Consider the following 19338-nt stretch of genomic DNA (forward strand, 5'->3'; position numbering starts at 1 on the left):
GCAATGCAACTAGACTTTCTTATCGGGGAGTTGTCTAGTCCCCGTTACAGGAAGGTTACACTTTTTTTGCATTTCCGTAACAGGGGCAGCCGTTAAAAAAAGTCCCGCGGACGATGGAGTTTGAAGAACAGCATTTGTTTTTGCGCTTTTTATAAGCGTTTGAAGGGGTTGAAGTTCGTAATCCATGACCATTCTGGCTGCGCTGCATCACGTCACCGACTACCGCTACGATCGTCCGATCAGCCTGAACCCGCAGGTTATCCGCCTGCGTCCCGCACCGCACACACGCGCCCACGTCCAGTCCTACGCGCTGAAGGTGTCGCCGGAGCCGCACTTTATCAACTGGCAGCAAGACCCGTTCGGCAACTGGCTGGCGCGCGTTGTTTTCCCGGAAAAGGTCAACCACTTCAAGGTCGAGGTCGACCTGGTTTTGGAAATCAAGGTCTTCAATCCGTTCGACTTTTTCCTCGAAGATTCGGCGATGACGTTCCCGTTCGCCTACACGGCGGAACTGAAGGACGAACTAGCGCCCTATCTGGAGCTCAGGGACGACGACCCGCTGGTGATGGACTATGTCCGCGCCATTTCGGACGAAGAGATGGGCACGGTCGATTTTCTCGTGGCCTTCAACCAGAAGCTCAATCGTGATATTGGCTACACGTTGCGCTACGAGCCGGGGGTGCAGACGGCGACCCAGACCCTGCAACGCCTGACGGGATCGTGCCGCGACATGGCCTGGCTGGCCTGCCAGGTGCTCCGCCACAAGGGGCTGGCGGTGCGCTTCGTTTCCGGCTACTCGATCCAGCTCAAGGCCGATGTCGAATCGCTCGACGGGCCCTCGGGCGTTTCTGAAGACGTCACCGACCTCCACGCCTGGTATGAGGTCTATCTGCCGGGCGCCGGCTGGATCGGGCTTGATCCGACCTCGGGCATGTTCACGGGCGAGGGGCATATCCCCCTGTGCGCCGCGCCCAATCCGTCGGCGGCGGCGGCCATCACCGGCACCCACGAACGCGCCGATACGACCTTCGATCACAAGATGGAGGTCACGCGCATCTACGAGAGCCGCCGCGTCACCCGGCCCTATACCGACAAGGAATGGGAGCGGATCGATCTGCTGGGCCACAAGGTAGATGAGGCTCTCGTGGCCCAGGATGTCCGCCTGACCATGGGCGGCGAGCCGACTTTTGTGTCGCTGGATGACCGCATTGGCGACGAATGGCACTTTACGGCGCTGTCCGATGAAAAGAAGAAGCTCGGCTACGACCTGTTCCAGCGCCTGTCGGCGAAGTTCGCCAATGGTGCCCTGGCCCAGCACGCGCAAGGCAAGTGGTATCCTGGCGAAATCCTGCCGCGCTGGGCAATGAACATGTACTGGCGCAAGGACGGCGCGCCTGTGTGGCTCGATACGGCCTTACTGGCCGATCCCGAGGCGAAGTCCGGGCTGAAGCGCGATGTCGCTGGCACGTTTCTTAAGACACTCGCTGACGCCCTCGGTGTTGGTGGTGACCACGTTCTCGCTGCGCATGAGGATATTCCTTATCTCTTGTGGAAAGAGCAGCGCATTCCGCTCGAAGGCGAAATGCTCAAGGCCGATATCTATGAGGCGACCGAGCGCAAGCGCCTTCAGGATCAGCTCGACAACAATGTCGGCGAGGCGACGGGCTATGTCCTGCCGCTGACCTTCTCGGGTAAGACCAATGGCTGGCTGTCGAACCGATGGAAATTCCGCACCGAAAAGATGATGCTGGTGCCCGGCAATTCGCCGGTCGGTCTGCGCCTACAGCTGAGTGCCCTGCCGGTGGTCGATCCTAAGCTGGTCGAGGCGCATTTTGTGCCGGACCGTTCGCCCTTTGCCGAAACCGAAGCGCTGGCGGATGCGGCTGAGGCCGTCAAAAAGTACGCCCACACTTTTCCCTCCCTGCGAAGCGGGGAGGGGGGACCGTCGAAGACGGTGGGAGGGGCAGGCCACGGCACTGATTTGCCTAACGGTCTCGTGCGGTCCGCCCTCTGCGCCGAAGTTCGCGACGGCAAACTCTTCCTCTTCCTGCCGCCGCTGTCCTATGTCGAACACTATCTCGACCTGATCCACGCCATCGAAGCGACGGCCGCGCACCTCAAAATCCCGGTCATTATCGAGGGCTATTCACCGCCGCGCGACCATCGCATCGTGTCGATGTCGGTCACGCCCGACCCCGGCGTCATCGAGGTCAATATCCAGCCGGCCGCCGACTGGGACGAACTGAAATCGATCGTCAACACGGTCTATGACGAGGCCCGCCAGTCACGTCTGGTCGCCGACAAGTTCATGATCGACGGCAAGCGCGTCGGCACCGGCGGCGGCAACCACATCGTCATGGGTGCCGCAAAGCCGGAAGATTCGCCCTTCCTGCGCCGGCCGGACGTGCTGGGATCGATGATTGCCTTCTGGCAGAACCACCCAAGCCTGTCCTACCTGTTCTCAGGCCTCTATATCGGGCCAACGTCGCAGGCGCCACGCATCGACGAAGCGCGCCACGAATCCCTTTACGAATTGGAACTGGCGCTGAAACTTCTGCCCGCCGGCGCCGAAGAATCCGCGCCGTGGCTGGTCGATCGCCTGCTGCGCAACCTGCTGGTTGACCTGAGCGGCAATACGCATCGCGCCGAATTCTGCATCGACAAGCTCTATTCGCCGGACAGCGATCGCGGGCGCCTCGGCCTTCTGGAAATGCGCGGCTTCGAGATGTCGCCGCACCCGCAGATGAACCTGATCCAGTCGCTTTTGCTGCGGGCGCTGGTCGCCGTCTTCTGGAAGAAGCCATACAAGGCGCCGCTGGTGCGCTGGGGCACTTCGCTGCACGACCGCTATATGCTGGGGCACTTCGTCCGCGAAGACATGCTGGAAGTCATCGAATTCCTGTCGCAGAACGGCTATCGCTTCAGCCCCGACTGGTTCATCCCCTTCTTCGATTTCCGCTTCCCGACGGTCGGCACGGTCCAGATCGGCGGCGTAACGCTGGAGCTGAAAAACGCGCTCGAACCCTGGCCGGTCATGGGCGAGGAGCCGTCCGGCGGCGGCACATCACGCGGGGTTGATTCGTCGGTCGAGCGCATGGAGGTGCGGTTGCTGGGCGGGGTTACGTCCCAGCACGTCGTCACCTGCAATGGCTACCGCCTGCCGCTGTCGCCGACGCGCGACGGCAATGTCCAGGTCGCCGGCGTGCGGTACAAGGCGTGGAAGCCTTGGTCGTCGCTGCATCCCAATCTGCCCATCAATACGCCGCTTGTCTTCGATGTGCTGGATACGCGGCTGGAAAGATCATTGGGCGGTTGCCGCTATCACGTCATGCATCCGGGCGGGCGCAACTACGAAACTCTGCCGCTCAATGCCAATGAGGCCGAGGGGCGACGGCTGTCGCGGTTCGAAGCGCCGACCCACACGGCCGGCCGGGTCCGTATCCCGGCGCTGTATGTCAATCCCGACTATCCGCATACGCTTGACCTGAGGCGGCCGGTTTAATCGCGCCGCCTGTTAATAATGTTTACGCTTAATTAGCCATGTCGCCTCCATTGTCCGCGGTAATTCTCTCCACGACAATGACAAGGACGAAACATGTTCGGAATGGGCCGTAAGACCGCGGACAGCAATTCGCAGGCGGATATCATATTTGCCGCGATGGATGGACTGGCTTCGCCTGTCGTCGTGTCGGGCGCAGAGGGTATTATCTATTGCAACGCCGCCTTCGCCACGACGCTGAATGGCCGCCGCGAGCAGTATAATAGCCGTGCCCTGTCCAGCCTTTATGCGGCGCGTCAGCCCGAAGGGGGCAGCGGCTTCGAAGTCGCGCGTGCGGTCGATGACGGCCTTGGCCGCTCCGGCAAGTGGTCGGGTTCGGTCAGCCTGGCACGCGCCGATGGCTCTGCGTTTGAGGCCCAGGCTACCGTCACAACGGTCATGTCGGCTGGCAAGTCCTATACAGTCGCCCAGTTCCAGGACCAGCAGCAGGGCGGCCAGAAAAATCGCAAGCAGGAGTTCGACGCTCTGGCCAATACGCTGCAAACAGAAGTCGGCGTGGCGGTTGAAGCGATTTCCAAGGCCGCCGGTAATCTAGGGGGCGTGGTCACCAGCCTGATCCATTCGGCCGACGAAACGTCGCGTCAATCAGAAAGCGTGGTGACGGTCAACACCGAGACGGCGCACAACGTCAGCGGCGTAGCGGACGCGGCCAACGAACTGGCGACGTCGATCGACGCCATCGGCGCCCAGGTCGGCCGTTCGACCCTGATCGCCCGCGATGCCGTCGGCCAGGCTTCGAACACCCAGGTCATCGTCAACCGCCTGGTCGGCGCTGCCGAGCGGATCGGCGACGTCATCAAGCTCATCCAGTCGATCGCGTCGCAGACCAATCTGCTGGCGCTGAACGCCACCATCGAAGCGGCGCGCGCCGGCGATGCCGGTCGTGGCTTCGCGGTCGTGGCCTCCGAAGTGAAGTCGCTGGCCAGCCAGACGGCCAAGGCGACCGAAGAAATCTCGCTGCAGATCGCCGACATCCAGGCGGCGACGACGGAAACCGAATCGGCCATCCGCGCCATCGGTTCGACGATCGAGCAGATCAACGAAATCTCGGGCGTCATCGCCGACACGGTCGAGCGCCAGTCGGGCGTGACTCAGCGCATTTCGCAGAACGTGTCGCTGGCTTCGCAAGGTACGGACCAGGTGACGCAAAGCCTGATGACGGTGGCCGATGTGGCGCGCGAGACGAGCGGCGCGGTCAACAAGGTCCAGTCGTCGATCGGCCAGGTGTCAGAACATACGGACGGACTGCAGACGCGCATTCAGGCGTTCATTGAGCGGCTGCGGAAGGCTGCGTAAACGTCCGGGGTCTGGGGCCTGAGGCCCCAGGACTTCCTCATTCAAATAAAAAAGCCTGCCCTTAGGGGCGGGCTTTTTTATTTGAAAAAGTAAGGCTTGTGGGTCACGGACCCCACGCCCTGTAAGCTTCAAGCAGGCGCCCAGTCCTGCATCTGCGCCTGTAGCTCGCGCAACTGTTTCGGTGTCCACGACTGCTCCAGCTTTTCCAGCTTGCGCATGGCGTCTCTGCGGCCTTTGCGTGCCGCCATAGCGTACCAGAAATAGGCCTGTTCACGGCTGCGCAGCTCGCCCGTATTGGTCAGGTAGTTGTCCCCAACGCGCTCGGTCGCCTCGCTGTCCCCATGCAGCGCCGCCTGCCGGACCAGTCTGGCCGCGGTCACCGGGTCAGGGCGCGGCTTGAGGCCGTTGAGATGCAGTTCCGCCAGGCACTTCGCCGCCCACGGATGGCCGCGCTCGGCCGCCGGCGCCAGATATTCGGCAGCCCGGTCGAAATCGCTGATGCAGCCCAGGCCATAGCGGTACTGATAACCGGCATAGGCCATGCCGTTGATGTCGCCATCCCTTGCATTGGCTTCATTGATCGCAAGTGCCGCACGATAGGCCTTGTCGCCCATTTTCGACATGTGCGGAAAGGTAAAACCGTGATTGCAGATTTCGGCCATTTTCAGCGCCGCATAACCGTCGCCGTGCCTGGCCTGTGTCGCCAGGATCGAGGCGGCCTCATGCAGGTAGTAGCTGGCCAGATTATAGTTGTGTGGCGCGCCGCCAGTGCCTTTTTCCAGCATGTCGGCGCAGGCGATGCACGCCTTGGCGTCGCCTTGGCGCGCCCTGCGCCGGGTGCGGCGGTAGAGGTTCAGGGGCTTTGAATATTTCAGGCCATCTTCGGTGAGGTCGCGGATCATCAGAACGATCACGACGACCAGCGCAACACACAGCATCCCGAAGAGCAGGAGCGGGCCGATGACGGAAGGCGTAGTCAGGTCGATGGACATAGGCAGAGCCTATCAAACCGCTAACCACTCACAAGGCGGCGAATATTTCAGGCGCTGTGCAAAATTTGCATTGCATTTTTACGGCTCACCCAGAGCCATATGCCAGTTGCCATAAATCGGACACGGGTACACAACACGCTTAACTCAGGCGCCATTGTGCGCGCCGACAAGGGAGGGACTCATGACAAAGCTGACATTGCTTACGGCCGCCGCCGTCCTGTGCGTATCCGGAACCGCCATGGCCAAGCCCGTTCGCGCGCAGGCCGTGCCCGCAGCTAGCCCTACAGCGTCAAACGCGTTGTACGACAAGGCGCCATGGTGGATGCGCGACGGCGTCATCACCCAGACGGGCCACGTCTTCACGGAAATCCCGGCCAACCGCGCCAGTTTCTCCGCCACCTTCCAGAGCGTCGACGACTCGGCCGAGAAGGCGCAGGCCAAGTCGATCCAGCAAACCAAGGCGCTGCAACAGGCGCTGGCCAAGCTGGGTAAGGACGCCGTCCGCGTCAACACCGGCTTTTCGATGCGCACGCTTTACGAACAGTATCGCGACAAGAACGGCAACCGTATCGAAGACCAGCGCGGCGACAAGATCAACGGCTATGAGGTATCGCTAAACATCTCGATCGAGGTCCGCGACATGGCGCAGCTTGAACGCGCCTATGCCCTGGTTCTGGCGGCGTCGCCAACCCAGGCGGGTGGCATCGGCTTCAGCCTGCAGCCGACCAATGAGACCAATACCTGGCTCTATAACGAGGCCATCAAGGACGCCCGCAAGCGCGCAAGCGATGGCACCATCGCCGCTGGAGGCAAGCTGGGCGGCATCAAGGTCATCGACCCTACCGGCCGCGCCTGCCGCACCGATATCCTGGCGCGTGGCGCTGAGGACGAATGGGCGAACGACCAGGCCAACGAGGTCGCTTACAAAGGTGGCATGGCTTACGCCTCAGCGCCGCCTCCACCGCCGCCCGCGCCCGCGGCCATGGCGGGATCGGTCGAGTATCTCGAAGCCAAGGCATTGGCCAATCCGTTCATCCAGACCCCACCTTTACAGCGCCTCGAATCGACAGCCTGCGTCGTTTACGGGGTCGACTAGCCTTGAAATTTTGATGTTGCGGCGCAATATGACTCTCTGGCTGCCCGGAGAGTCATATGTCTTTCGAAAGCTCAGATCCGCGTCTTGACCTGCCGTTCGACCAGACCGTGCTGGTCTTGCAAGGCGGTGGCGCGCTCGGCCCCTATCAGGCCGGTGCCTATGAAGTCCTGCACGGCCATGGCATCCGGCCGGACTGGATTTCCGGCATTTCGATCGGTGCGATCAACGGCGCGCTGATCGCTGGCAACGCGCCCGCAGATCGTATTGAAGCCTTGAAAGCCTTTTGGCGTAAGGTTGGGGTTCACCTGCCGGGTGACAGCGCTACCACGGCCAGCGACATTGCCGACTATGTCTATCGCCAGATGTCGGGCGCCTGGGCCCTGTCCGCCGGGGTCCAGGGCTTTTTCCGGCCGTGGTTTCTGCCGCCGTGGTTCAATCCGCCGGGCCAGGTCCAGGCGACAAGCTTCTACGATACGGCGCCCCTGCGCCAGACCCTGCTGGAACTGGTCGATTTCGACCGCATCAATCGCGGCGAGACACGCCTCAGCGTTGGCGCTGTCCACGTCCGCACCGGCAATTTCGTCTATTTCGACAATACCGAACGGACGATTACGCCCGACCATATCCTGGCCAGTGGCGCGTTGCCACCTGGCTTTCCGGCGGTGATGATCGATGGTGAGCCGTACTGGGACGGCGGTCTCGTCTCGAATACGCCGCTGAGCTATGTGCTGGACTCCGGCATTGCCCGCGACACCCTGGTGTTTCAGGTCGATCTCTACAGCGCCACGGGACCAGACCCCGCGACGCTCGACGAGGTCGAGGAACGGCGCAAGGAGATCATCTATTCCAGCCGCACGCGTATGAATACTGACGCCTTTCTTGAGAAATACCGGTTGCGCAACAAACTGCGCGCCCTGGCCCGCCATGTGCCGCCTGACGTGCGTGCGGAACTGCTGGGCAAGGATAATCCGTCGGATGCGTTTAACGGCCGCGTCAGCCTGGTGCATCTGATCAATCGCACCAACCGCCGCGAAATCCAGTCCAAGGACTATGAGTTCTGGTGCCGGTCATTGGATATGCACTGGCAGAACGGCCGGACAGACGCGGAAATCGCCATGCAGGCCGAGTCATGGCGGCAACTGAACGACCCGGAAACGGGGCTTGCCGTGTACGATTATATCCGTCCGGACAAGATTTCCGCATAACAGCTGCCGCTTTTTGGCAACAGATCCGTGCAGAATGTGTTTGCACTGCAACAAAAAGTATCGCCGCCCTCGCGAAAGGCTTATGCCGCTCCTATGTACGGGCGCGTGAAAGCCCACGGAGACTCTTGTTATGGTCATCGCCAGACTGCTGAAATTGACGGCCGCGTTGGCGGCGCTGATGCTGACGGCCAGCCCTGTGTGGTCGGCCACGGACGCCCGCATCAACCAGTCGGCCGTTGCCGCCGAAGCGAGCGACATGACCGCCTTGCGTCGCGCGGCCGAAGCCGGTGACGCCAAGGCCCAGTTGCGGCTGGCTGACGATTATTACCTCGGCAACGGTGTCGAACAGGACTTTGAAAAGGCCTTCGAATGGTATGGCCGTGCCGCAGCATCTGGCAATATCGAAGCCATGGCCGAACTGGGCGTAATGTATGCCAAGGGCCTGGGCACCGCGCAGGACTACGACAAGGCGCGTGAGTGGAGTCTGAAAGCCGCCGGCCTCGGCAGCGTCGAGGCGATGTACAATATCGGCGCAGCCTTCGATAACGGTCTGGGTGTCTCGAAGGACCTGACCAAGGCGTTCGAGTGGTACAAGAAGGCCGCCGAAGCCGGCTACGATGTCGCGCAGTTCAATGTCGGCAATATGTATGAAACGGGCGAGGGCGCCCCTCAGGACTTTTCCCAGGCCATCTACTGGTACGAAAAAGCGTCTGCCCAGGACAATCCGCCGGCGCGCTTCAACCTTGGCCGCATGTATGTGCACGGCCAGGGCGTGACGAAGGACGTCAAGAAGGGCCGCGCCCTGATCGAGACCGCCGCGCGTCAGGGACTGGCCCTGGCGCAACTCAACATGGCCGCTTTTGCCTATCGCGGCGAAGGCCAGCCGGTTGACAAGGTGGCAGCCTATGCCTGGGCGCTCCTGGCGGCGGATGGCGGTGATCCGGACGCCCGTGACCTGCTGCGCACCATGGAGCAGGACAAGGAACTGACGGAAGACCAGATGAAGCAGGCTTCGGACCTGGCCGACAAGCTGTCACAGCCCGCTTAACCCTTATAGACACCGGCGACTCGCGCGATCGACTCGTGCGCGGCGACCGGATCGATCGTCTCGTTATCGTCGTTCCAGCCGAACATCTCGTTCCAGCCTACGTCCTGGACGACCACACCGTCGCGCCGTCCCAGCACGCTCACGCCTTTATAATAGAAGCCATAATGCGCGTCTGCCTGCGGCGCCAGCCAGACGATCTGGCCACGTACTGGCACAATGCTCTCGTCCTTGCACAGGGCGCGGGCGCCATAGCCCGTGCAGTTGATGACGACTTTTTCCTTCAGCCGCGAAAAATCGGAAAGGCTGTGGAACTCTGCCGGCACGAAGGTCCCGCTGGCATTCAGGAAGTCCTCGGTCAGTTGATGCGACAATGACGCGACATTGAAGGTCAGGATACTGGTCCGGCGCACATTATCGAAGGCAAAGGGATGAGCTTCGTCCGGCACCGGCTGGGAATGCGGAACGATATCGCCGATTCGGTCGTCGAGCTCGATAAAGCCCGGGTCGGCATCGGCATATGCGGGACGCGGGCCTTCGCGTCCGCCACGCAGGAAGTAGTGGTCCATCCATTCGACCGGATTGCCGGCCAAGCCGACATAGGATTGATGCATGCGCCAGGCATAGCGCGCCATGGTTTCCCAGCGGTCGGCGAAGTCGGGCGCGGCATCGGCCGCCATGGCCACGCGTGACGCCGGTGTCCAACTGCCCGTGGCGAAGGCCGAGCGCACGAACGGAAAACGTTCGCGGGTATAGATGGTGACTTCCGCCCCGGCGCGCTGGGCCATCAGCGCTGCCGTCAGCCCCAGGGCGCCTGCGCCGACGACAGCAACCTTGCGTGGACTGGACTGCATGGCCAGCCGGACAGCCGCTTCGGCCGAGCCCCAGGACAGCGACCAGCCGCTCCCGCCGTGACCGTAATTGTGGACGACCAGCTTGCGGCCGATCGTTTCGGCTTCGATACGCGGCCCCCTGGCGCGGAACGGCCGCAGGCAGACCGTGGTGCGGAAGACCTGATCGGGGCTGAGCCGGATGGGTACCAGGGAAGCGTTGGAAGATGCCGGAGCCTGTGCGCGTCCGATTTCGGGCAGTGCGGCCGCCGTCAATGCGCCCGTTCCCAGCAGCAATAGCCTGCGTCTGTCCATATCAGCCTCCCGCTCATTGATGCGACACGTGTCGCATCATTCAAAGGCAAGTTCAAGACGGCCAAAAAAAATCTATTTGAGCGCTTGCTAAGCTCCGAACGCTTGGCTATACACCGGCTCCTTCCGATGGAATGGGCGCTTAGCTCAGCGGGAGAGCACTACCTTGACATGGTAGGGGTCACAGGTTCAATCCCTGTAGCGCCCACCATTCCATCGAAACAAAAGCCCGGCGCTAAGCCGGGCTTTTTGCGTTTCTGACTGCGCGTGCGGCAATAAAAAACACCGAACCCTGGGGATCCGGCGCTTTTAGAATTTTGGCACAAAGCGGGTTATGCGATCAGGCGTTCGACCTCGGTGACGATCTCACGCAGGTGAACGGGTTTTTCGAGGACCTTGGCGTTCGGCGAAGCCTTTTGCGCGTTGAGGGCGACGGCGGCGAAGCCGGTAATGAACATTATCTTGAGGTCGGGCTGGCGTTCGGCGGCGCGCTTGGCGACTTCGATGCCGTCGGCGCCGGGCATGACGATGTCCGTCAGCAGCAGATCGTAGGGGCCGTTGTCGAGTTCCAGGATAGCCGTGTCGCCATCCGGGCAGGACACGACTTCGTAGCCGGCGCGCTGCAGGGCGCGCGACAGGAAGCTGCGGACCGAATCTTCGTCTTCTGCGAGCAGGATCTTTTTCATGTCACTCATTCAAAGCGGTTCCTAACCATGAGCCGCGGGTGCGCGGCTGTAAAGCAATGTCGCACGATCTTTGCGGGTTGAGGTAAATTAGGGGTGAATACGTGGCAGGAATGTCCTACAAAATGGCTAAAATCTGTTAGCCCTTTCACCGGCGCCTGAAACCGGCCGAGCGGGACACCTATTGGAAACTATGGACCAAACTTCACCTGTCCCCTGGCACGTCCTGCATACGCCCGAAATGGGGCTCGACGTCGTGCGGCCGGCGGGGCAGGGGACCAGCCTAGTCTACAGCCTGCCGCATTCGGGCCGCTACTACCCCGACAGTTTCGTCGCCGAGGCGCGGTTATCGGGCACCGCTTTGCGCCTGAGCGAGGACGCCTGGGTCGACGATATGGTCGGATTGACGCCCGAGCTGGGTGTCTATGGCCTGATCGGCCGCTATGCCCGCGCCTTCTGTGACGTTAACCGCAACCCGCTGGAACTGGATGCGCGCCTGATCCGGGGTGAGTTGCCCAAGGCGGCGCTGTCCTTAAGCGCACGTGTCAAGGCCGGTTTTGGTGTCATAGCGCGCCGGCTCAGCGCCGATCTCGACATCTATCGCCAGCCGCTCGACATGGCTGAGGTCAGCCGCCGCATCGAACTTGTCCACCGGCCATATCATGTTGCCCTGCACGGCCTGCTGCGTGAGGCGAGGCGTGGAAACCGGGTGCGGCTGATCGACTGGCATTCCATGCCGTCGAGCGCGTTGCTGCATCCGTCGGTGAGCGGCGCGCGGCCGGATATCGTGCTGGGGACACTGCACGGTGAAAGCAGCGGCGAAGGCTTTGTCAACCAGGTCCGACGAGCGCTGGAAAAGGAAGGTCTGCGCGTCGGGCTGAATCGCCCCTTCGCCGGCGGTTATATCGTCGAGAAATATGGCCGTCCGTCCGAAGGCATCGATGCCGTGCAGATCGAGATCAATCGCGCCATCTATATGAACGAAACGACACTGGAAGCCCATTCTGGTCTTGGCAAGCTACGTGACACGTTTGCCCGCCTGACCACTGCGCTGGTGGGCACGGCCGCTTAAGGCAAAAAAAAGCCGCGCTAAACAGCGCGGCTAAAAGTTTACAGGGAGGAAACGCCCAGGAAGGGCATCGACGTAAAAACATCGAACACGTAGAATGTAGTTTGCGGTGCAAAATAAAGCAACCAAAAAAGTTTAATCCCAAGATCACGTATCGTTACAATGCCGTTGAACTGTTACGACTTTGTCGTGATGTGACTATCGCCGCAACAAAAAGCCACTATTGCGCCGCACCATTTTTTTCGGTCTTTTGAGCATCTGCGGAATAAAGCGGGCGGGTCGGCGTCGGGTAGGGGTGCTCTTCGAGCAGTTCGCGCAACTGCCTCAGGCCGCGCGCGGCCTGTGAGCGGGACTGGCGCCAGCCCAGGAGCGCGATGGCGCCGACACTGGCGACGATAAGATAGCCCGGGCCGAACAGCCATGCGGCAGCGGCGATCGAGAAATAATAACCGCGCACCCCTTGCGAAAAGTTGGACATGGCCGGCTCGATAATATTGCCCATGGCCTCGGTGAAGCGGGCGGCGACGGTCTTGTCCATATATTCCGGGATCGAACCCATGGCGGCGGCGCAATAGTTCATCTGGCGGATTGCCCAGATGAAATTGAGCAGACCCCTGACCAGGCAGATGACGATCAGGGCCAGCTTCAGTTGGAACAGGACCGGCGACGACACGTCGAAACCCAGGGCCTCGATCGACTTTAGCGGTAATTTGCTCGAGAAGAGGACACCGCCGAGTGCCGCGATCAACAGCAGGTTGGCCGAAGAGAAGTTGGTCGCCGAATTGACCGCGTGCGCCATTAGGTTCGAGTCGTACAGCTTGATCTCCCGGATCGTCATCTCCTGCATCCAGGCGCGGCGGACGACGCTCAGATCCTTGGTGATCAGGCCGGATTTCTTGGAAATTATTTGCAGGAAGGGCTCATAGCCCAGCCAGCAGAAGACGAAGATGGCGATCGCCAGGGCGTCGATCGGACTGTGCCTTGCGGCGAGAATAAGGGCTGTCAGAGGTTCCATGGGCGTATCGCGAACTTTGGGCGGTTGGGGCTGGGTATTTTTATCGCCCAACGCAAGAATGTTTGGTTAAGACGCGATAAATGCGCTTTCTTCGCTTGTGCGAAATAGGCCTAGCGCCTATTAAGTCGCCAAGACCGTCCGTAACAACGACCCTTCTTTCAGACCTTTCAAGACCTTCCATGAATATAGACAAAATTTCCGTTGGCCCCAACGCTCCCTGGGACGTCCACGCCGTCATTGAAATTCCGCAGGGCGGTATGCCGGTGAAGTACGAGATGGACAAGGATTCCGGCGCGCTGTTCGTCGACCGCTTCCTGTACACCTCGATGTTCTACCCCGGAAACTACGGTTTCATTCCGCATACCCTGGCTGACGACGGCGATCCCTGCGACGTCATGGTGGTCGGCCCGACCCCGGTCTATCCGGGCGTTGTCATTCGCGTCCGTCCGATCGGCGCGCTGGTTATGGAAGACGAAGCCGGCCGTGACGAAAAGATCCTGGCGGTGCCGGTCGACAAACTGCACCCCTTCTATACCAATGTTGCCAGCTATCGTCAGATGCCGTCGATTTTCATCGAGCAGGTGACGCACTTCTTCGCGCACTACAAAGACCTGGAAAAAGGCAAGAGCACCAACGTCATCGGTTGGGTCGAGCCTGAAGCCGCCGCGCAGCTGATCCGCGAAGGCCAGGAACGCCTGGCACAGAAGGTTGGCTAAACGCCGATAAAGCAAACATTTAGGCCCCGGAGTTCTTGCAACTCCGGGGTTTTTCATTTTATGCGTATCATATCTGAGCCTCTGATAACCGGCAGCGGGCATTTCGCATAACGATGGTTATCTCGCGCGGATAATTTTGCTTTCCGTGTAATATTATTGATTATGATAGCGCTCCCGGTGGATTTTTTCCTTAAATAACCGGAAAATGTAGGACAATTTTGCATTGTTCACGGAAATGTCATTATTTACAAAGGTATGCAAAAATTCGCATTCCAAGTGCGGTAAGAGTGTAACTCTGGATTGTTTGACACTTTTTCCCTATATAGGCGGCAAGTATCGCGTACTTGTTGAGTAAAGCGCTTCGAAAATCTTGTGTGTGTTTCCAGCTAGATCCGAAGCCTATGAGAGAGAGTTCGTATTCATCTTACATGGCTAGAAAGAAAATGATGCCTAATTCCTCCCCGAATGTGGCGTCGCGTCTTTATGCTTTGGCGGTTGCTAAGGATACCGCCAATCTTGTCGACGCGGATGCCGCGTTGGCGCTGGCGCGCGCCTCTACCCGTACCCTGATGGCTATGTCGCCGCAGGCTGCAACGCTGATGCGCAAATTCGCGCAGGAAGAAATCGATCGCCTGTCGATGGAATGCACAGAGGAATCTGTCGGCTCCATCGCCATCATCCGCGATGCTGTCCGCGTTAGCTGACTTTCCGGCCTGACGGGCTTAAATGAAAAAAGGCGGCCGTCGGGCCGCCTTTGCTGTTTCAGACTGCGGTTGGCTGCCCAATCAGGCGTCGCTCTTGTCTTCGGTAGGGGCTTCCGGCCCGTTCTTCTTGACCGACTCGATCGCGTTTTTGGCAGAGGCCTTGGAGCTGTAGCCCTCGGTCCAGAAGATCGCTTCACTATTGTACATGAAGTAAGCGACGAACTCGCCCGCCTTGTTTTTACGAATTTCGAACCTGTGTGCCATGACTGGCCTCCGCGTTTAAGGGAGTGCGGATGTCACGCCAAGACCTTGAGTCTGTCAATACACTTACGGAGGATCGACTTCACAGGGGGATGCTTCGGGATGCCGTTATCGCGCGCGCTTCAGCCCCAGATACCACATCAGGTTCAGGTAGAAGCCCTTGACGACCGGCAGTGTGGCAAGCGTCAGGGCCAGCATGGCCGCCAGCATCGACGGCACGATGATCTCGACCGGATAGGTATAGAAGATGTGGAACATGAAGGCGGGGCCGATGACAACGTGGCCGATCAGCAGCATGGTTAGGTAGGCCGGGCCGTCGTCGCACGGATAGATGCCGAGCGGCGTTCGGCAATGGCTGCATTCTTCGGCAACCTTCAGATAGCCGCGAAACGCCTTGCCCTGGCCGCAGCATGGGCACTTGCGTTGCAGGCCCCGGAGCAGGGCGGTGCCGAGTGTTACGCCATCGCGTGCCATGATATTTCCTTGCTTGGACATACGTGCAATATAGCGCATCGCGCGACAATTTCCATGCGTCCCGCTGCCGCAGCAAAAAGCCTTGCCAACCATATAAAGATATCTTTATATGGTTATATGGAAAGGCAATCCGCTCAGCTCCAGTTCGATTCGCTCCTCGACGCCCTGCGCGCCGCAGGTGAGCCAACCCGCCTGCGCCTGTTGCGGCTGCTGGCGCGCGAGGAGCTGTCGGTGATGGAGCTGGTCTCCATCCTTGACCAAAGCCAGCCGCGCGTATCCCGCCACCTCAAGCTGATGACCGAAGCCGGGCTGATCGAGCGATTTCCCGACGGCGCCTGGGTATTTTACCGACTGTCGCATGCGCCGTCCATACGGCCATTGCTCGAGTCAATCCTTCGTCTGTCTGGTGACGCCTATCCGGAAGATCTGCAGCAACTCGAGGCGATCCGCGTCACGCGCCGCCAGTCGGCCGAAGGTTATTTCGAGACCATCGCGCCCAAGTGGGACGAGATTCGCAGTCACTATGTCTCCGAAACCGATGTCGAAGCGGCAGTTCTCAAAGTACTGGGCGACCAGCCGGTCCGCCACCTGATCGATCTGGGCACCGGTTCCGGTCGCATGCTGGAATTATTGGCCGGACGTGCCGAGACCGCTATTGGTGTCGACCAGTCGCAGCACATGCTCAATATCGCCCGCGCCAAGGCTTTCGGCGCCGGCCTGAGTCACGCGGATTTCCGCCACGGCGATATCTACGACACACGCCTGAACGGGGGGGCGGCTGACCTGGTCGTCATCCATCAGGTCCTGCACTTCCTCAGCGATCCCGGCCGCGCCATTGCCGAGGCCGGGCGTCTGCTGGCCGGAGGCGGGCGTTTGCTGATTGCGGATTTTGCTCACCACGGCGTCGAAATCATGCGCGAACAGTACCAGCACCGCCGCCTTGGTATGCTGGATGAAGACATGGCGGAGTGGTTCCGCACCGCCGGGCTGACGCCAAGCACCATACTCGACCTGCCGCCGCAGAAATCCGGCGGACTGACCGTTAAAATCTGGCTTGCCAAGAAAAGCTGAGACGACTTATGAGCCCCGTTCTGAACCGCGACTCCCTCCACCTGGCGCCTATTGCTCGTTCGCTGTCCGAAGGCGGACGTGTGCGCGCCTCCTTCGAATTCTTTCCGCCCAAGACCGAGGAAATGGAGCAGACCCTGTGGACGTCGATCGCTCGTCTGGCGCCGCTCGAACCGACCTTCGTGTCGGTGACCTATGGCGCTGGTGGTTCGACGCGTGAACGCACGCACCGCACGGTCAAGCGCATGCTGGACGAGACGCGCTTAAGCCCGGCCGCGCATCTGACTTGCGTCGATGCTTCGCGCGCTGACGTCGATGAAGTCATTCAGGCCTATTGGGATGCCGGCGTGCGCCATATCGTGGCCCTGCGCGGCGATCCGCCGACGGGCTTTGGCGACTATATCCCGCGCGCCGACGGCTATCAGAACGCCACCGAACTGACCGCAGCCATCCGCCGCGTCGGCGATTTCGAAGTCAGCGTAGGCGTCTATCCAGAAAAGCATCCGCAGTCGCCGAGCCTGGCCTTCGACCTCGATGTCCTGCGCCAGAAGGTCGATGCCGGCGCGACGCGCGGTATCAGCCAGTTCTTCTTCGAGGCCGAAACCTATTTGCGCTATCGCGACGCCGTAGCCGATGCTGGCATAAAGATCGACTTGACGCCCGGTATCATGCCGGTGACCAATTTCAAAGGATTGCGGCGCATGGCAGCGGCCTGTGAAGCCAATATCCCTGCCTGGCTTGAAGGTCTGTTCGAAGGACTTGATGACGACGTCGATACACGCAAGTTGCTGGCGTCGGCCGTGGCGGTAGAACTGTGCCTGGAACTGGAGCGGGAAGGGGTGCGCGATTTCCACTTCTATACGCTCAACCGCGCCGATCTGGTCTATGCCATCTGCCGGATTCTGGGCGTGAAGGAAGCGGCATAGTGAAGGTATTGTTGGCATTGGCGCTAATGGCGCTGCCGGGCATTGCCATGCCGGGCATAGCCATGGCCCACAATCCGGAATGGGACGCGCCGTCTGAACCGTTCCACATCGCCGGAAATGTCTATTCCGTTGGCACGGAAGGCATTGGGGTCTATCTGATTACGTCTCCGGCCGGTCATATCCTTCTGGACGGAGCGACGGAAAAAGGTGCCGCAGTCGTCGAGGCCAATATCAAGTCGCTCGGTTTCAAGCTCAGCGACGTCAAATACATCGTCGAAACGCATGCCCACTTTGATCATGTCGGCGGCGTGGCGAAGTTGAAGGCCGACTCAGGCGCGGCCTTTGTTGCCAGCGCCGGGGACCGAAAGGCGCTGGAAAGCGGCGCCCATGACGGCGACAATGACAACGGTCCGGCGAAGTTTCCGGCGATCAAGGTCAATCGGGTGATCGGCGACCTTGAGACTGTAACCATCGGTGGCGCCACTATGACCGCGCACCTGACGCCCGGCCACACCAGGGGGTGCACGACCTGGACGACCGATGTTAAGGAAAGTGGCGTCCGCTATAGCGTGCTTTTCTATTGCAGCGCTTCCGTCGCGGGCAATGCTCTTGTCGGCAATAAGGCGCATCCCGATATAGTGGCGGACTATCGCAGAAGCTTCGCCACGTTTAAAAGCCTCAAGCCCGATATACCGCTGAGCAACCATCCCTTCCAAGTCGAGATGGCGAAGAAGCGGGAGGCGCAGAAGGCGGGCAAGGCCGATGCCTATGTCGACCGTACTGCCTTGCCGAAGCTCGTCGCAGAGCAGGAAAAAGCCTTTGACGCGGAACTCAAGCGTCAACAGGCACACAAGTAATTCGAGGGGACGCCCCTCACCCTAACCCTCTCCCCGTAAACGGGGAGAGGGGATTTTAAGAGCAATATCCTCTCGCCTTTCCCTCTCCCTGTTTTTGGGGAGTGGGTGGGCGCCGGGCGGCGAGCCTGAGGGGCTTTAGAAAGATACGACATGAACCGAAGCCAACGCATTGAAGCCCTGAAAGCCGCCGCAAAAGAGCGCATCCTGATGCTTGACGGGTCGTGGGGCGTGATGATCCAGCGCCGAGGGCTGGATGAGGACGACTTTCGCGCCGAGCGCTTCAAGCATCACAAAGGCCAGCTCAAGGGCAATAACGATATCCTGTGCCTGACGCGGCCGGACATCATCGCCGATCTGCACGATCAGTACTTTGCCGCCGGCGCCGATATCTCCGAAACCAATACCTTTTCGGCGACGACGATTGCCCAGGACGACTATCATCTCGATCTGAAGGCGGTCATCGACATCAATTTTGAAGGCGCCAGGATCGCCCGCAAGAGCGCCGATGAATGGACGGCGAAGGAACCGGAAAAGCCGCGCTTTGTCGCCGGATCCATCGGCCCGCTCAACAAGATGCTTTCCATGTCGTCGGACGTGAACGATCCGGGCGCGCGCCTGGTTACCTTCGACCAGGTCTATCAGGCCTATCGCGAGCAGATCCAGGCGCTCAACGAGGGCGGTGTCGATCTCTACCTGATCGAGACCATCACCGACACGCTGAACTGCAAGGCGGCGATCAAGGCGATAATGGACCTGGAAGACGAGGGGCTGGAGCAACTGCCGATCTGGATTTCGGGCACCATCACCGACCGTTCCGGCCGGACTTTGAGCGGCCAGACCGCCGAGGCCTTCTGGAATTCGGTCAAGCACGCCAAGCCGTTCGCCATCGGCTTCAACTGCGCGCTGGGCGCCGACCTGATGCGGCCGCACGTGGCCGAGCTGTCACGCGTCGCCGATTGTCTGGTGGCGGCTTATCCGAATGCCGGACTGCCCAACGCCATGGGGCAGTACGACGAACAGCCGCACGAAACTGCCCATGAACTGCACGAATGGGCCAAGGACGGCATCGTCAATATCCTCGGCGGCTGCTGCGGGACCACGCCAGACCACATCAAGCACGTGGCCGATGAGGTGCGCGGCGTCACGCCGCGTCAGATCCCCGATCGTCCGAAGGCGCTGCGCCTGGCGGGCCTTGAGCCGTTCGAACTGGCATGACGCGGGCGGCGATCC

At 60.5% G+C, this 19338-nt stretch carries 18 protein-coding genes and 1 tRNA gene; 13 read left to right on the plus strand and 6 right to left on the minus strand.

The window, feature by feature from the left end; genetic code table 11:
- Window positions 1-184: 184 nt before the first annotated feature.
- Window positions 185-3502 carry a transglutaminase family protein gene (locus AC1DON_RS01330; RefSeq protein WP_476932929.1) on the plus strand — a complete coding sequence of 1106 codons (3318 nt, stop codon included), beginning with the start codon at window positions 185-187 and terminating at the stop codon, window positions 3500-3502.
- Between the two features lie 93 nt (window positions 3503-3595).
- Window positions 3596-4855 carry a methyl-accepting chemotaxis protein gene (locus AC1DON_RS01335; protein WP_476932930.1) on the plus strand — a complete coding sequence of 420 codons (1260 nt, stop codon included), beginning with the start codon at window positions 3596-3598 and terminating at the stop codon, window positions 4853-4855.
- 128 nt (window positions 4856-4983) lie between these two features.
- On the opposite strand, the gene AC1DON_RS01340 is transcribed toward AC1DON_RS01335, so the two are convergent.
- Complete coding sequence (locus AC1DON_RS01340) at window positions 4984-5847, minus strand: tetratricopeptide repeat protein (RefSeq protein ID WP_476932931.1); 864 nt, start codon at window positions 5845-5847, stop codon at window positions 4984-4986.
- A 181-nt stretch (window positions 5848-6028) separates the two neighbouring features.
- Between AC1DON_RS01340 and AC1DON_RS01345 the strand changes: the two genes are divergently transcribed.
- From AC1DON_RS01345 to AC1DON_RS01355, 3 genes are all read left to right on the plus strand, one after another.
- Window positions 6029-6943, plus strand: a complete 915-nt coding sequence (locus AC1DON_RS01345) for an SIMPL domain-containing protein (RefSeq protein ID WP_476932932.1) — start codon at window positions 6029-6031, stop codon at window positions 6941-6943.
- A gap of 56 nt (window positions 6944-6999) precedes the next feature.
- Entirely contained in the window at window positions 7000-8148 is a 1149-nt protein-coding gene (locus AC1DON_RS01350; protein WP_476932933.1) for a patatin-like phospholipase family protein, read from the plus strand.
- A 130-nt stretch (window positions 8149-8278) separates the two neighbouring features.
- The gene (locus tag AC1DON_RS01355) at window positions 8279-9196 is read left to right on the plus strand and encodes a tetratricopeptide repeat protein (protein WP_476932934.1); all 918 of its coding nucleotides are present in this window, start codon (window positions 8279-8281) and stop codon (window positions 9194-9196) included.
- Here the strand turns inward: AC1DON_RS01355 and AC1DON_RS01360 are convergent.
- Window positions 9193-10338, minus strand: coding sequence for an FAD-dependent oxidoreductase (locus AC1DON_RS01360; RefSeq protein ID WP_476932935.1), 1146 nt, complete (start codon window positions 10336-10338; stop codon window positions 9193-9195). The two genes, AC1DON_RS01355 and AC1DON_RS01360, sit on opposite strands and share 4 nt — an antisense overlap.
- 133 nt (window positions 10339-10471) lie before the next feature.
- Between AC1DON_RS01360 and AC1DON_RS01365 the strand changes: the two genes are divergently transcribed.
- A tRNA-Val gene (locus tag AC1DON_RS01365) sits at window positions 10472-10546 on the plus strand.
- 121 nt (window positions 10547-10667) lie between these two features.
- Here AC1DON_RS01365 and AC1DON_RS01370 read toward each other — a convergent pair.
- Window positions 10668-11021: a response regulator gene (locus AC1DON_RS01370; protein WP_476933466.1), complete on the minus strand. Its 354-nt coding sequence runs from the start codon at window positions 11019-11021 to the stop codon at window positions 10668-10670.
- A 190-nt stretch (window positions 11022-11211) separates the two neighbouring features.
- On the opposite strand from AC1DON_RS01370, the gene AC1DON_RS01375 reads away from it, so the two are divergent.
- Complete coding sequence (locus tag AC1DON_RS01375) at window positions 11212-12090, plus strand: N-formylglutamate amidohydrolase (protein WP_476932936.1); 879 nt, start codon at window positions 11212-11214, stop codon at window positions 12088-12090.
- Between the two features lie 217 nt (window positions 12091-12307).
- Here the strand turns inward: AC1DON_RS01375 and AC1DON_RS01380 are convergent, their stop codons facing one another.
- Entirely contained in the window at window positions 12308-13102 is a 795-nt protein-coding gene (locus AC1DON_RS01380) for a DUF599 domain-containing protein (RefSeq protein ID WP_476932937.1), read from the minus strand.
- Between the two features lie 179 nt (window positions 13103-13281).
- On the opposite strand from AC1DON_RS01380, the gene ppa reads away from it, so the two are divergent.
- Window positions 13282-13818, plus strand: a complete 537-nt coding sequence (gene ppa / locus AC1DON_RS01385) for an inorganic diphosphatase (RefSeq protein WP_476932938.1) — start codon at window positions 13282-13284, stop codon at window positions 13816-13818.
- 446 nt (window positions 13819-14264) lie between these two features.
- On the plus strand, window positions 14265-14522 hold the full coding sequence (locus tag AC1DON_RS01390; RefSeq protein ID WP_476932939.1) for a hypothetical protein: 258 nt from the start codon (window positions 14265-14267) through the stop codon (window positions 14520-14522).
- An 81-nt stretch (window positions 14523-14603) separates the two neighbouring features.
- On the opposite strand, the gene AC1DON_RS01395 is transcribed toward AC1DON_RS01390, so the two are convergent.
- Window positions 14604-14786, minus strand: coding sequence for a YegP family protein (locus tag AC1DON_RS01395; protein WP_476932940.1), 183 nt, complete (start codon window positions 14784-14786; stop codon window positions 14604-14606).
- A gap of 105 nt (window positions 14787-14891) precedes the next feature.
- Window positions 14892-15257 (minus strand): DUF983 domain-containing protein, encoded by a 366-nt coding sequence (locus AC1DON_RS01400; RefSeq protein WP_476932941.1) that lies wholly within the window; start codon window positions 15255-15257, stop codon window positions 14892-14894.
- A 117-nt stretch (window positions 15258-15374) separates the two neighbouring features.
- On the opposite strand from AC1DON_RS01400, the gene AC1DON_RS01405 reads away from it, so the two are divergent.
- The 4 genes from AC1DON_RS01405 to AC1DON_RS01420 all read left to right on the plus strand — a co-directional run bounded on the left by AC1DON_RS01405 (window position 15375) and on the right by AC1DON_RS01420 (window position 19323).
- Entirely contained in the window at window positions 15375-16328 is a 954-nt protein-coding gene (locus AC1DON_RS01405; RefSeq protein ID WP_476932942.1) for an ArsR/SmtB family transcription factor, read from the plus strand.
- 8 nt (window positions 16329-16336) lie between these two features.
- Window positions 16337-17251 (plus strand): methylenetetrahydrofolate reductase [NAD(P)H], encoded by a 915-nt coding sequence (gene metF / locus AC1DON_RS01410; RefSeq protein ID WP_476932943.1) that lies wholly within the window; start codon window positions 16337-16339, stop codon window positions 17249-17251.
- The gene (gene bla, locus AC1DON_RS01415) at window positions 17251-18108 is read left to right on the plus strand and encodes a subclass B3 metallo-beta-lactamase (protein ID WP_476932944.1); all 858 of its coding nucleotides are present in this window, start codon (window positions 17251-17253) and stop codon (window positions 18106-18108) included. The genes metF and bla overlap by 1 nt, the downstream gene beginning before the upstream one ends.
- 150 nt (window positions 18109-18258) lie before the next feature.
- Window positions 18259-19323, plus strand: a complete 1065-nt coding sequence (locus AC1DON_RS01420) for a homocysteine S-methyltransferase family protein (RefSeq protein ID WP_476932945.1) — start codon at window positions 18259-18261, stop codon at window positions 19321-19323.
- The last annotated feature ends 15 nt before the right edge of the window (window positions 19324-19338 follow it).

Source organism: Asticcacaulis sp. P4_H10 (assembly GCF_056400965.1).